Origin of the sequence: Bacillus sp. AF62 (assembly GCF_050312695.1) — a bacterium.
Lineage (GTDB): Bacteria > Bacillota > Bacilli > Bacillales > Bacillaceae_G > Bacillus_A > Bacillus_A cereus.
The window spans coordinates 26,900-40,999 of the sequence record NZ_JBNPJZ010000043.1 but is presented as its reverse complement, the minus strand read 5'-3'; the positions used below and the strand labels follow the sequence as shown (position 1 = coordinate 40,999).

Below are 14,100 nucleotides of genomic sequence, written 5' to 3'. Positions count from 1 at the left end.
AAATGTATATTTTCTAGACATAATAAAACCGCACCTCCAATTGTTAGTAAATGTCTAACAAATTGGGTGCGGTTCATCAATAGGGAGGTTTTTTATATTACATGAATGAAATATAAAATTAAGCTTGCACTTTACTTTTCATAAATGTATGGATGCGTTCTAATGCTTTCTCTACTTGTTCAAGAGATGTCGCATATGATAAACGAACATTATTTGGAGCACCAAATCCTGTACCTGGTACAAGAGCCACTTTTTCCTCTTCTAATAGAGCCTTTGCCCAATCATCAACTGTTGCATATCCTGATAAAGCTACAGCTTCTTTTACGTTAGGGAATAAGTAAAATGCACCTTGCGGTTTAATACAAGTAAAGCCAGGGATTTGAATTAATTTATCATAAATGATGTTTAATCTCTCTTCAAAGGCTTGACGCATTGTTTCCACAGGTTCTTGTGAGCCTGCATATGCCGCAATTGCGCCGTATTGAGCGATTGAAGTAGGGTTTGACGTACTATGACTCGCTAAGTTCGTCATCGCTTTAATAAGCTGCTTATTTCCTGCTGCATATCCAATACGCCATCCTGTCATAGAATGAGATTTAGATACACCATTAATAATAAGTGTTTGTTCTTTTAATGCATTAGAAAGCTGGGCAATTGATGTATATTCTACGCCACCATAAATTAATTTTTCATAAATTTCATCAGAAACGATTAAAATATCATGTTCTAAACATACTTCTCCAAGCTGTTGTAATTCTTCTTTGCTATAAATCATTCCTGTTGGATTGCTCGGTGAATTAATAATAACTGCTTTCGTTTTCTCTGTAATTGCCTCACGCAGCTGCTTTGCTGTAATTTTGTACTCATTGTCTTCTAAACCTTCTACATAAACCGGCTTACCGCCAGCAAGCTTTACTTGCTCTGGATAGCTTACCCAGTAAGGAGTTGGAATGATAACTTCATCTCCCTCATCAAGTAATACTTGGAATAATGTATATAATGCATGCTTTGCGCCATTACATACAATAATTTCAGATGGATCATACGCAATACCTTGATCGCGAGTAAATTTCTTCACAATTTCTTGTTTTAACGATTGTAATCCACCTGTTGGTGTATACTTCGTATGCCCTTCTAACATCGCTTTATGTGCAGCATCCATAATATGCTCTGGTGTATTAAAGTCAGGTTCCCCTGCCCCTAATCCAATTACATCATGACCCTCTGCTTTTAATGCTTGTGCCTTTGCTGTAATTTCTAAAGTTGAAGACGGTGTTAAAGCAGCTACTCGCTTTGCTAATTTCATTTGTAGTTCCCCCTACATCTATTTTTCAATGCTATATCGTCTTAAAAATTTTCCATCTTTAAATTCAAGATAGTAATAACTATAACGATTGTCATCATCAATATATGTAACTTCCCATAGTGGTACATCATTTTCAAAGCCTAATTTCACTTTCATAATCTCTTTCGGCTTACTTTTTGATTCCTTACTTTCATTGCCGACTTGTTCTAATGTTCTTTGTATAGCCTCTTTTTCAGAAATACCTTCGCTCTTTTTCCTTACTACAGTATCCCCTTTTTTCTCCGGCACCCAAACGATAAGTTGTTCTCCCTTTTCATCTGTACCTTGCACGACTATATATGCAGATTTTCCGTTGTAATAATCAACAGATTTCACCTTTGTAAGCTTTGCTTTTTCTTTAGCAATTTCTACAAATTTCGACTCTTTTGGAATTTTCTTCCCCATTGCTTTATTATAAACATACGCCCCATATATTCCGCTAGCAACGATAACAATAATGATTGCAAAGATCCACTTTTTCATTGTATCACTACGTTCTGTAAATCGTAAATACAGCTGTTTCTTTATCTTTTTCGTCTAATGCTAGTCCGAACATGAGGTCCTGCTCTTTTAACGTACGATTCAAACTATCAACAATTTTATACAAATCAGACGAATATTTAATACGCGTCGTTGATAGTACTTCGATTTTCTTCTCCATGAAAAAACTCCTCCGTTACACAAAAATTTCTAATTATAGAAGAACGCAATGCGGTTACAATAAGAGTACATTCTTTACAACCCCTGCTTCATCACCCATCTATTATAGCAGGACATGTACAGCAAAAAAAGGTTTCAAGTCGAAAACCAACACATTTTGTATACAAGAAGTAAGAAAAATAAAATTCCTCCTACCCACATTTTTTACGCCTGAAGTTTATAAGTATTTCAGGCGTATTTTTCTTCCATTTTTATTCATTTGATGGTTCTTCTAATTGTACTAATAATTCTTCTAATGGTCCTTCATAAAGAGGTACGTTAGGGATCGATTGTAGAAATCGTTTTCCATAGGAAGAACTCGTCAAACGACGATCTAACACTACTACCGTTCCTGTATCTGTATTCGTTCGAATTAAGCGGCCGAATCCTTGTTTGAAACGTAATATTGCTTGTGGCAGCGCTAATTTAGCGAATACATCCTCACCTTGATTTTTTAGCCACTCACCTTTCGCTTCCATCATCGGCTGATGAGGCGGCGTAAATGGTAGACGGACAATAACAAGACAACTTAAGGCATCTCCTGGAATATCTATCCCTTCCCAGAAACTGCTCGTCCCTAATAAAATTGATTTGTCGAACTCTTGAAACTTTCGAATTAAACGGCTTCGACTTCTATTATTCACACTTTGTGTGAGTAATAAATAACCCTCTAATTCATCATTATTTTTTAAATTCGCATACGCTTCTTTTAACATTTCATACGAAGTGAATAAAACAAGCATTCTGCCCTTTGTGGCTTTCGCTATCTTTGCAATATGTTCCGATACAGATTCAATATATCGCTCATTACTTACTTGCTTAATAAAAGGTACATCCGTTGAAACCATTAATTTCATTTGTTCATCATAACGAAATGGCGATGGAACCTTTAAAGTATTTGGAGCGAAATCATGTAAACCAAGTTCCTCTTTTATATAATCAAACGTATCGTTAACTGTTAGTGTTGCGGATGTAAAAATAACACTCTTTTTTTCTGTTAAAAATTCATCAGCAAATCTTTCACCAATATGAACAGGCTGTGCATATAGAACTGTTGAATGAATCGTCCCTTTCGTTTCAGTCTCCATCCAAGTTACATACGAATTCTTTTCTAATACGAGTAACTGTAATGATTCTGCCATCTTTCTCAGCAACTCAATTAAATGCATAAATTCACCTGTTACAACATGCATCTCCCATTCTAACTTACTTTGCAATATATCCACTTGCTTCTCAAGAGCAGTTACTACCCTTCTTAATTCATATATAAAACGATTTGTTAATTCAACGATACTATCCCACAACTTACCTTTTTCTAGTTCTGCGTTATATCTATAGATGAGCGGCATATTATTCGTTCCTTGTTCTTGCTTTGTTTGTTTAAATATAAAAGTACGTAACATTTGGAAGAGTTCATCCGCATCAAACTTAAGTTCCTTCAAACTATAACTTATCATACGGAAAGTTGAACGAGATGCTTGCTCTGATTTTTTCATCATTTTATATACTTTGGAGAGTACATCTTCTGTTTCTAGCGTCCCAAGACGAGATATAACCAATTGAAAATACATACAAGAGAACTGTTCACCCAATGTTCTACTCGCAGCTTCTTCAATATGGTGAGCTTCATCAAAAATAATATGTTCGCATGAAGCAAACAGCGGTTCTTCACTTGAAAAATCTTGAAATAATAACGCATGATTTGTGATAACGATATCTGCAAATAAAGCTTTATTCTTCGCTCGCTGGTAAAAACAACGACTAAACCAATTACTTTGCATACCGCCTGGACTATACGCATCACTACAAATACGATTCCAAAGTAACTTTCCGCCCTCAGGAATATTTAATTCGTCTTGATCACCCGTTTCAGTTTGCAATAGCCAAACTAAAATCTTCGCCTTCGTAAGTGCCATATCATAATTTTTTTCTTCCTCTTGTAAAGCATACTCAAATTTGTGTAAGCAAAGATAATGCTTTCTTCCTTTAAGAAGAGCTACCTCAAATGAAAATGGCATTATTTTTTGTAATAACGGTATTTCTTTTTCTAATATTTGTTGTTGGAGTTGTACCGTTTGTGTACTTATAATGACAGGTTCTTCTTTTCTCTTTGCAAAATAAAGACTAGGAAGCAAATATGCAAGAGTCTTTCCTGTTCCTGTACCGGCTTCAATTAGTGAAAAACGAGAGTCTCTTAACGCCGTATATATCTCTTTCATCATCAGTTGTTGACTTTCTCTTCTTTCAAACTTTGGCATATGTGATTCCAATTTATCCATCGTTTTATTCAAGAAAGCATCAAACTTTGATGAACACGTTTCTCCAAGGTTTAAGGAATAGTTCCGCTTTTTCAGCGCAATATTTCGATGTATTTCATACTCCGCTATATCTTCTTTACCATTCATTACTTTCTTTAAAATATTTTCAGAAAGCACATCAGCTATATCACTTTGGAACACATCGCTTAATTCATAAAGTGATTGCAACGTGACAAGTGGTAACTTTTCAATTTCATTTAAAAATTGTAAAAATAATTCCGCTGTTGCAAGAGCATCACTATCCGCACGATGTGGTTGATCATGTTCTAGTTCATGCTTCTTAGCTAAATCACGTAATTTATAACTATCAGCTGTCGGCAAAAGAATTTGAGCCAATTCAACCGTGTCGATTTTAGGACAATGTATTTCTGTATATCCAGCCTGTCTTAATTCTTCATTTAAAAAATTCCAATCAAAGTGAACATTATGCGCAACGAAAGCCGCACCTTGTAATAGCTCAACAATCATCGGGGCTACATCTTGAAATAACGGGGCTTGTTTTACAAGACTTTCATCAATCCCTGTTAATTCTGTAATAAATGGTGGGATCTCTCTCTTTGGGTTAACAAAAGACGAAAAAATCTCCAATATCTCTCCATCTTCTACTACAACAGCTGCAATTTGGGTAATTTTATCCTTCCCATCTTTCCAGGAGTTCCCTGTCGTCTCTAAATCAACAACGACATAACGCTTACTCATATATGTAACACCTCAATTTCTTACCTTTCAAACAACAATAATTTATATAATGTTACTATACCACGTTTTATCTCATCTTAATGAAAAGATGCACAAAAAAGCTATCTCCGCAATGGAGATAGCCTTTCTACTTATAATATCGTACCCGCTTTTTCAGCACCTAACATTTCAATAATTTGATTATTATCGTCTAGTACTGCAATTTTGGGTTCTTGTTTATGAACCTCTTCTTCCGTAACTAGCCCATAACAAATAATAATTACTTTGTCCCCTGGTTGTACAAGCCTTGCCGCAGCACCATTTAAACAAACAACACCACTACCGCGTTCCCCTTTAATAACGTATGTCTCTAAACGAGCACCATTATTATTATTTACAATTTGGACTTTTTCGTTTTCTACAATATTTACTGCATCCATTAAATCTTCATCAATTGTAATACTACCTACATAATTTAAATTTGCCTCCGTTACAGTTGCACGATGTAACTTTGCTCTCATCATTGTGCGAAACATAGGTGCTCCCCCTTATTTAACCGTTAATGTTATATTGTCAATTAATCTTACATTTTCAAACTTAACTGCAATAGCTAAAATGATTCGTCCTTCGACTTTCTCTACCATTGTTAATGACGGATATGCATATAAATCCGCATAATCTACAGTGCCTTTCGTATGCGTCTCAATATACTCTTTCACAAGATTTGTAATGATTTCCGGATTACGTTCACCTACCTTAATTCTTTCTTTCGCTATACATAGGCTGCGGTATAAATGAAGAGCCTCTTCACGTTCATCTTGTGATAGGTACACGTTACGAGAACTTTTCGCTAATCCATCTTCTTCCCTTACAATATCAACTGGTACGATTGTAACCGGAATATTGAAATCAGTTACAAATCCTTCAATTACTGCAACTTGTTGAGCATCTTTCATACCGAAATAAGCACGCGTTGGCAGCGTAATATTAAATAGTTTCATTAGTACAGTTGCAACACCAGCAAAATGACCAGGTCTTTGTTGACCGCATAATACGTCCGTGCGCTTCACAACTTCTACTGTTGTTGTTTGTTCTGCTGGATACATTTCTTCTACACTCGGATAAAACAAATAATCTACACCGTTTTCTTTTGCTACATTTTCATCTCTATTAATATCACGAGGATATCGATCTAAATCTTCATTTGGGCCAAATTGCAGCGGGTTTACAAATACACTTAAAACTACAATTTCATTTTCTTCTCTTGCCTTACGTAATAAGGTAGCATGCCCTTCATGTAAATAACCCATCGTTGGAACAAAACCAATACTCTTTCCACTTGCACGAAGTTCGTTTGTAATTTGCTGCATCTCTTGCACTGTAGTTACGATTTTCATTATTGTTTTCCTCCGTATAACGCTAAGCATTCTTCCTCTTTCATTGTGAACGAATGTTTTTCTTCAGGAAATTGCCTTGTCTTTACTTCAGTAACATATTGTGAAATCCCACGCACAATCTCCTCTTGAACAGATGTATATTGCTTCACAAATTTCGGCACACGATTCACGCCGTATGAGATAAGATCATGATAAACAAGCACTTGCCCATCTACTTTTTGTCCTGCACCAATCCCAATTGTCGGTATTGTTAGTTGCTCTGAAATAAGTTCTGCTAACTGCATTGGTACACATTCTAACACAAGCGCTATTGCACCAGCTTCTTCACATTTCTTTGCATCTTCTATTAATTTCTTTGCACTCTCCGCATCTTTTCCTTGCACTTTATATCCACCCAACACTCCTACAGATTGAGGGGTTAAACCTAAATGCGCTACAACAGGAATTCCTGCGTTCGTCAAATATTGAATCGTTGATATAACTTCTCCAGCACCTTCTACCTTCAGTGCATGCGCCCCGCTCTCTTGAACGATGCGGCGTGCATTCACCATCGTTTCTTGTAATGATACGTGATACGACATAAATGGCATATCAGTTACAATAAACGTCTCTTTCGCTCCGCGGCGTACAGCTTTCGTATGATGAATCATATCCTCTACTGTTACAGGTACTGTTGAATCGTATCCGAGTACAACCATTCCAAGAGAATCTCCAACTAAAATCATATCAACTTCAGCTTCTTCTGCTAATTTAGCAGATGGATAATCATACGCCGTTAGCATTGTAATCGGCTCACCTTGCTCTTTCATCTTCAAAAAATCTGTTTTTGTTTTCAAAAACTACTCCTCCTTTATGCAGGAGAGAGGAGATGGCCGCAATCATATAAAAAACCCCTCTGGCCATAAAAGGGCAGAAGGGTTGTGTGTTAGTCGGCATTATTCATCCCTCTGTCCCAGTCCGTTATTGGATCAAGGCAGAATCCAAGTTATTATTTTTCGTATTACTTCGAATCATGGTGCAGTTCGCTCTGATACTGCCCACATTCGAACTAATTATAGCAAACTACAAAAGGGAATTACTACATTTTTTTGAAAAAATAATTTTTTATTCTGATTACGGTATATGAAATTTAATAAGAGAGTATATATGCTAGAAAGTGAAACTTTAATCAGCCCGATCCCCACCTAACTTCTTTGCTTCCGCTGAATTTTGAGGTGGAGGTCTTATTGCCCAGTAAATAGCGGGATAAAGTTTTTATAGATAATTCAATCCTGAAAAGATACATGTTTTTTCAGCGCATGTTAAAAAAGTCCAAGTTAATTTCTTCTGTAATCAATTTAACTGTATAGTATAACTCTTAAACTAATGATGCAGGTTAATTGAGGAAAAGTACTTAACAAAGGAGAATTGCAGATGCCTATGAACAGGTGGTTATTTCGATTCAGCAGTTTGCTTGTAATGATTGTATGGTGGATGTCTTTAGGATCCTTTCATGTATTTGCCTCAGTTAATGTCGTAACACAACCCACCGATGTAACGAACGTGATTGAGGTTGAACTAAATGATGATTACTTTAATCCAAATGTCATCACGATTCCGCTTGAAGGATCAACAACATTACTATTGAAAAATAAAGGTAAAAACGAGCACACCTTTACAGTGAAAAAACTCGGCATTGACGTCGTAGTTGAGTCAGGAAAAGAAAAGAATATTACCGTGAAACCTAAAAATACTGGTACATATGAATTAATATGTCGATACCATCTCCTTAAAGGAATGGAAGGCAAAGTAATCGTTAAATAACATGCCAGGCCAACTAGACGGAAGATATCTTGAAATGAACTTTAAATATGAAAAGGATTTATTATCATGTTACAAATTTAACTCAAAAATATTGAAATAAAAAGAAGTTCCAAAAGAGGAACTTCTTTTACTTAATTTCGATATCTGCAGAATGAATATGATGTACTTTCCCCTCATGATCCTCCAGAAGTAATACACCATCCTCTGTGATTCCTTTTGCTAACCCCGTAATCGTCTCTCTCATCGTTCGAGCGGTAATTTCTTTCCCGATGCTCACAGCGTAACTTTCCCAAAGAATTTTAATGACAGAGAAACCATTTTGTAAATACTCTTCATATAATTTTTCTAGTTGTAAATAGATTTGTTGCATAAGTTCTGCACGAACAATCGGCTTACCTGATTCAATCGCTAATGAAGTAGCAATGTGCTGAATTTCTTCATCAAAATGTTCTTGCTTTTGATTCGCATTAATACCGATGCCCATAATGACAGCATTAATTTTATCAGGATCCGCTTGCATTTCTGTTAATATACCTACAGCCTTTTTACCTTGAATTAAAATGTCATTTGGCCATTTTATTCCCACGTCTACACCTGTACATTTTTCAATTGCCTGTGCAACACTAACAGCCGCTAACAAAGTAAGTTGCGGTGCATGATGAACTGGAATCGATGGGCGTAAAATAATACTCATCCAAATTCCTGTTCCTTTTGGTGAATGCCATTTTCTGCTTAAACGACCTCTTCCCGCTGTTTGTTCTTCTGCTACAACGATAGTTCCTTCTTCTGCACCTTCATAAGCAAGTTTTGCTGCAATATGCTGCGTTGATTCAACAGTTTCTTCAAAATACACTGTTCTACCAATTCGCTTCGTTTGTAGCCCTAACTGAATTTCATTAGCAGTCACTTTGTCTGGCTTACTTGCAATTCGGTAACCTAATCGGCGCACAGCTTCAAGTTCATATCCCTCACTCCGGAGATCTTCCATATGTTTCCACACAGCAGTTCTTGAACAACCAAGTTTATCACTAATCGTTTGGCCGGATACAAACTCGCCATCCGCTTCAGAAAAAACTTGTAATAACTGCTTTCTTATAGTAGATTGCATCCTTGCAGCCACTCCCTTATACGCTCTTTCTCATTAACTACGTTTCCTTTTACAATTGCTTCCTCGATTTTCTGAAGCATGTCAGCAACCCACGGACCAGGCTTTTTGTTTGCCCAGTTTAATAAATCATTACCAGTCACATTCATTTCTTGACGACCCTGGATTGGCAATGCATGAAACATTGATTGTACTCGTTTAACAGATGTAGGATCATAGCTTTCAATCATCGCTTCATATACTCTCTCTACCATTTCAGCGATATAAATTCCCGTTTTATAAAGAAGGACTGTATCCCAATCCTTCTCCTTTCTAGTACGGATTGCCAATAAAACTGCAACAATATCTTTTATTTTTTTATTCGAAAACTTCCATTGACGTAAAAAGACAGATGGATGTTCTTCTCCGATACAATATAAGAAAAATGCCCACGCCTCAATATCCGTTTCGAAAGAATCCCATTTATACTGCGTAGCTTTTAACAGTCTCTCTTCTGACATTTGTAAATATGGCAAATGAGAAAATAGCTTCGTCTCTACTAATTCTTTGAGACCTTTCACACAATATGTACCAGTTAACAATTTCTCAAACTCTACTGTAATGCGCTCAATTGCTATATGTTCTAGCAAATGTCCATACGTTTCAATCGCTTGCTTCGTTTTCGTTTCTAATGAAAAACCTAACGCGCTTACAAACCGAATACCACGCATCATTCGCAGGGCATCTTCTTGAAAACGATCCGCAGCATTTCCAACTGTCACAATTTCTCTCTGTTGAATGGCTTCCTGTCCAGCAAATAAATCAACCATTTCGCCTTCTTCTGTCATAGCAATTGCATTCATCGTGAAATCACGACGTTTTAAATCCTCTTCTAATGAACGAACAAATTGAACACTACTAGGTCTTCGAAAATCTTCATATTCGCTTTCTGTTCGAAAAGTAGTTACCTCATAAGGCTCACCATTTTCTAAAACAATTACAGTTCCATGCTCAAGACCAACAGGAACATTTCTTGGGAATATAGCCATCACTTCTTCTGGTAAAGCAGATGTCGCAATATCAATATCTCCAATCGGCCTATCGATAATAAGATCTCGTACGCTCCCACCAACAAAGTAAGCCTCATGTCCTTGTTGTTTTAATGTCTCAATAATAGAACTAGCTTTTTTAAATCTTTCCATTTTTGTCATCCCTTAGTACGTCATAGTAAATCGTTTCATATTGTGAAACAATTTTTTCTGAGCGAAATTGCTCATAAACACTTTCTCTTGCTCGTTCTCCCATATTACGGTGAAGTTCCTCGTCCTTTAATAGCTGAGTAGCTTGATTTGCCACTCCTGTTGTATCGCCAACTTCACATAAATATCCTGTTTCCCCGTGTTGAATAACCTCTGGAATACCTCCAACCCGTGTTCCGATACAAGGTATACCACACGCCATTGCTTCTAATAAAACAAGACCAAAACTTTCCTTCTCTGATAGAAGCAACATTAAATCACTCATCGCAAGTAGTTCTGCAACATTATCTTGCTTCCCTAGGAATAAAACACGATCTTCAATATGTAAATTCTTCACTATCTGTAAAATCGTACAGAATTCTGGTCCGTCTCCAACAAGAAGCAACTTCGCATCTACTTCTTTAACAATTTTAGCAAATGCCTCAACAACATCCTGCACACGTTTCACTTTACGGAAATTCGAAATATGAATAAGTACTTTTTCACTCTCACTTATACCGTATTCTTTCTTTAATTGAGACATATTACGTTTGAAATATACACGTTCGTCTATAAAGTTATATACCGTTTGAATTTCTTTACTTGGTTTTACAAGCTCATGCGTTTCGTTAATTAATGAATGCGAGACAGCAGTAACAACATCCGATTGCTCAATACCAAAACGAATTAAATTATTTAACGAAGGGTCGGAACCTAACACAGTAATATCTGTTCCATGCAAGGTTGTAACAATTTTAATACGCTCTCCGATCATTTGTTTTGCTAAATATGCACAAATTGCATGTGGTATTGCGTAATGCACATGTAAAATGTCTAAGTTTTCTCTTTGTGCAACCTCTGCCATTTTACTTGCTAACGCTAAATCGTATGGTGGATATTGAAATACAGAGTACTGGCTTACCGTCACTTCATGAAAATATATGTTTGGATATACTTTATTTAACCGGAATGGTAAACCCGATGTAATAAAGTGAATTTCATGCCCGCGTTCCGCCAATTGCTTTCCTAATTCTGTTCCAACAACTCCAGAACCACCTACAGAAGGATAACATGTAATACCTATTTTTAATTTCATTTACATCCCCCTAATAAATCAGCATGTAATAAAACCGGTTTCTTACTCATAAATCCCTCGGCATACAAGACTCCAACTTCTTTTCCAAACATCTTCTCACGAGCAATCACAGTTTCAACGTATCCTTCTGTTAACGGTGTCTTAACCCCATCACTTCCTGTTGAAAATTGACTTTCATATGCTTCTAATGCTTCCACCTTTATAGAGAGGTACTCACTTATATCTATACAAAAATTCGGTTTATGAAAACCATTAATCATATAATTATAAAAAGACTCCACACGATGTGGTGAAAGTTCCGGCATATATTTACGGATTCCTGCTGAAAAAATAGCCTCTTCCACAAGCTTTGCACAATTTGCATGATCTGGATGACGATCTTCATAGTATGGCGCAAAAACTAGTTTTGGTTTATATGTACGGATCACCTTGACAATTTCACGTATATACTCTTCTTTCATATACAAACCACGGTCTGGCATCGCTAAATTCAGTCTCGTTTTTACTCCCATTATACGAGCTGCGACCTCTGCTTCTTCTTTTCTCAACTCTATCGTTCCATTGGAAGAAAGATCAGCTTCTGTTAAATCACAAATACCTACTTCATACCCTTGCTTTGTATATTTAGCGATGGTACCAGCCATGCCGATTTCAACATCATCGGCATGAGCACCAAACGCTAATATATGTAATCCACTCATAATTGTTCCCCTCATTTTCTTAACTTACGATAATCTAAATCTCCTCGCTCTAATGCGTGCATTAACATTTCAGCACTTGCCATATTCGTTGCAAGTGGAATCGCATATACATCACATAAACGAAGCAATGCATTCACATCCGGTTCATGCGGCTGTGCTGTTAATGGATCGCGGAAGAAAATCACCATATCTAAATCGTTTTTTGCAATCATTGCACCAATTTCTTGATCTCCACCAAGAGGGCCAGATTGATATCTTGTTACAACTAATCCAGTCGCTTCCATAATACGAAGCCCTGTCGTTCCTGTTGCAAATAATTCATGTTGCTCAAAAATTGGTTTATATGCGTATGCAAACGAAACCATATCATTTTTCTTTTTGTCATGTGCGATTAAGGCAATTTTCATCCGTTGTCTCCCCTTTAGTCGATAATATTTTCTAAACCGTACACAAGATGATCAAGGTTCATTACTGTCTCAATTGATAGTTTTACACCTGACATAAATGATGCACGATTGAATGAATCATGACGAACTGTTAACATTTGTCCATCTCCACCAAACATTACTTCTTGGTGTGCAATAAGCCCTGGCAAACGTACACTATGAATGTGAATACCGTCTACATTTGCACCACGTGCACCTGCTAGTTGCTCTACTTCATTTGGATGACCTTGCTGCTTTGATTCACGATTTTGACGAATTAATTCTACCGTTTTTACAGCTGTACCAGATGGTGCGTCTAATTTTTGATCATGATGTAATTCAATTACCTCAACATCTTGGAAATATTTCGCTGCCATTTGTGAGAATTTCATCATAAGAACTGCACCAATTGCAAAGTTTGGAGCAATAATTGTTCCTACTGCTTTTTCTTTTGCATTCTCTGTTAAACGTGCCAATTCTTCTTCTGTAAATCCAGTTGTACCAATAACAGAACGAAGTCCACGCTCAACTGCAAGTGTAACGTGTTGTTTCCCAACTTCTGGTGTTGTTAAATCTAACAACACATCTGCTTCTACTTCATCTAAACAAGTATGTAAATCAGCGTAAATCGGTGCATGTAATGCTGGCATGCCAGGTAAATCAGAAATCTTCTCACCACCATGCTTATAATCCACTGCTGCTACTAAATTAAAATGTTCCGTTCTTTCCATAAGAAGGACTGCTTCATGTCCCATACGTCCTCTTGGTCCGGCGATAATTACTTTAATTTCTTTCATTATTCTTTCTCTCCCTCATCAATACGTGTCCAGCGATCTTTATCACGTGTATTAAATTTATTCATTACAATGTTATGTGCTGTCTCTAAATCAATATTTAAACTATTTGCCATACAAATCATAACAAATAATACATCTCCAAGCTCTTCTTCAATACTTCTTTCTTTTTCAGTTGTTTTCTTCGGTTTCTCACCATAATAATGATTTACCTCTCTCGCAAGCTCTCCCATTTCTTCCGTTAAACGAGCCATCATTGCAAGCGGACTGAAATAACCTTCTTTAAACTGACCAATATATGCATCTACTTCTTTCTGCATATCTTTCATCGTTTTTGCTTCCATACTATTCACCTCTAATCCTTCCTCTTTCATGTTAGCCAATTCATCGCGATTTGACAAATATTATTCCCCGCCAAACACCTATTTGCGACCCTTTTTTGGATAGACTATAATAAAGTGAAACTTTCTTTTGCGCTTTTTACAAAAGATTAGTTGAACCAATCGGGTTCCTACGGCTGGT

15 protein-coding genes are annotated in these 14,100 nt (G+C 36.6%); 1 reads left to right on the top strand and 14 read right to left on the bottom strand.

Annotated features, from left to right (window positions below):
- Nucleotides 1-118 precede the first annotated feature (118 nt).
- The 7 genes from aspB to panB all read right to left on the bottom strand — a co-directional run bounded on the left by aspB (nucleotide 119) and on the right by panB (nucleotide 7,273).
- On the bottom strand, nucleotides 119-1,306 hold the full coding sequence (aspB, locus tag ACQRBL_RS07495) for an aspartate transaminase AspB (RefSeq protein ID WP_000761571.1): 1,188 nt from the start codon (nucleotides 1,304-1,306) through the stop codon (nucleotides 119-121).
- Between the two features lie 18 nt (nucleotides 1,307-1,324).
- The gene (locus ACQRBL_RS07490) at nucleotides 1,325-1,828 is read right to left on the bottom strand and encodes a DUF5590 domain-containing protein (protein WP_000758740.1); all 504 of its coding nucleotides are present in this window, start codon (nucleotides 1,826-1,828) and stop codon (nucleotides 1,325-1,327) included.
- A gap of 7 nt (nucleotides 1,829-1,835) precedes the next feature.
- Nucleotides 1,836-2,006: a YpmA family protein gene (locus ACQRBL_RS07485; RefSeq protein ID WP_000412179.1), complete on the bottom strand. Its 171-nt coding sequence runs from the start codon at nucleotides 2,004-2,006 to the stop codon at nucleotides 1,836-1,838.
- A 250-nt stretch (nucleotides 2,007-2,256) separates the two neighbouring features.
- The gene (dinG, locus tag ACQRBL_RS07480) at nucleotides 2,257-5,061 is read right to left on the bottom strand and encodes an ATP-dependent DNA helicase DinG (protein ID WP_000044967.1); all 2,805 of its coding nucleotides are present in this window, start codon (nucleotides 5,059-5,061) and stop codon (nucleotides 2,257-2,259) included.
- 131 nt (nucleotides 5,062-5,192) lie between these two features.
- The gene (panD, locus tag ACQRBL_RS07475; protein WP_000490186.1) at nucleotides 5,193-5,576 is read right to left on the bottom strand and encodes an aspartate 1-decarboxylase; all 384 of its coding nucleotides are present in this window, start codon (nucleotides 5,574-5,576) and stop codon (nucleotides 5,193-5,195) included.
- A gap of 12 nt (nucleotides 5,577-5,588) precedes the next feature.
- Nucleotides 5,589-6,437, bottom strand: coding sequence for a pantoate--beta-alanine ligase (panC, locus tag ACQRBL_RS07470; RefSeq protein ID WP_097919838.1), 849 nt, complete (start codon nucleotides 6,435-6,437; stop codon nucleotides 5,589-5,591).
- Nucleotides 6,437-7,273: a 3-methyl-2-oxobutanoate hydroxymethyltransferase gene (gene panB / locus ACQRBL_RS07465; protein ID WP_000851108.1), complete on the bottom strand. Its 837-nt coding sequence runs from the start codon at nucleotides 7,271-7,273 to the stop codon at nucleotides 6,437-6,439. The genes panC and panB overlap by 1 nt, the downstream gene beginning before the upstream one ends.
- A gap of 577 nt (nucleotides 7,274-7,850) precedes the next feature.
- On the opposite strand from panB, the gene ACQRBL_RS07460 reads away from it, so the two are divergent.
- Nucleotides 7,851-8,240: a cupredoxin domain-containing protein gene (locus ACQRBL_RS07460; RefSeq protein ID WP_153217639.1), complete on the top strand. Its 390-nt coding sequence runs from the start codon at nucleotides 7,851-7,853 to the stop codon at nucleotides 8,238-8,240.
- 127 nt (nucleotides 8,241-8,367) lie between these two features.
- Here the strand turns inward: ACQRBL_RS07460 and ACQRBL_RS07455 are convergent, their stop codons facing one another.
- The 7 genes from ACQRBL_RS07455 to ACQRBL_RS07425 are packed head-to-tail and all read right to left on the bottom strand — an operon-like array spanning nucleotide 8,368 to nucleotide 13,922.
- Nucleotides 8,368-9,348, bottom strand: a complete 981-nt coding sequence (locus ACQRBL_RS07455; RefSeq protein ID WP_001192056.1) for a biotin--[acetyl-CoA-carboxylase] ligase — start codon at nucleotides 9,346-9,348, stop codon at nucleotides 8,368-8,370.
- Nucleotides 9,333-10,526, bottom strand: a complete 1,194-nt coding sequence (locus ACQRBL_RS07450) for a CCA tRNA nucleotidyltransferase (protein ID WP_411996498.1) — start codon at nucleotides 10,524-10,526, stop codon at nucleotides 9,333-9,335. The genes ACQRBL_RS07455 and ACQRBL_RS07450 overlap by 16 nt, the downstream gene beginning before the upstream one ends.
- Complete coding sequence (bshA, locus tag ACQRBL_RS07445) at nucleotides 10,513-11,658, bottom strand: N-acetyl-alpha-D-glucosaminyl L-malate synthase BshA (RefSeq protein WP_411996499.1); 1,146 nt, start codon at nucleotides 11,656-11,658, stop codon at nucleotides 10,513-10,515. The genes ACQRBL_RS07450 and bshA overlap by 14 nt, the downstream gene beginning before the upstream one ends.
- Complete coding sequence (bshB1, locus tag ACQRBL_RS07440; protein ID WP_000015660.1) at nucleotides 11,655-12,359, bottom strand: bacillithiol biosynthesis deacetylase BshB1; 705 nt, start codon at nucleotides 12,357-12,359, stop codon at nucleotides 11,655-11,657. The genes bshA and bshB1 overlap by 4 nt, the downstream gene beginning before the upstream one ends.
- An 11-nt stretch (nucleotides 12,360-12,370) precedes the next feature.
- Nucleotides 12,371-12,766 carry a methylglyoxal synthase gene (mgsA, locus tag ACQRBL_RS07435; protein WP_000684765.1) on the bottom strand — a complete coding sequence of 132 codons (396 nt, stop codon included), beginning with the start codon at nucleotides 12,764-12,766 and terminating at the stop codon, nucleotides 12,371-12,373.
- A gap of 14 nt (nucleotides 12,767-12,780) precedes the next feature.
- On the bottom strand, nucleotides 12,781-13,581 hold the full coding sequence (dapB, locus tag ACQRBL_RS07430) for a dihydrodipicolinate reductase (RefSeq protein WP_000658810.1): 801 nt from the start codon (nucleotides 13,579-13,581) through the stop codon (nucleotides 12,781-12,783).
- Nucleotides 13,581-13,922 carry a nucleotide pyrophosphohydrolase gene (locus tag ACQRBL_RS07425; RefSeq protein WP_002108639.1) on the bottom strand — a complete coding sequence of 114 codons (342 nt, stop codon included), beginning with the start codon at nucleotides 13,920-13,922 and terminating at the stop codon, nucleotides 13,581-13,583. Before ACQRBL_RS07425 ends, dapB begins: the two co-directional genes overlap by 1 nt.
- Between the last annotated feature and the right edge of the window lie 178 nt (nucleotides 13,923-14,100).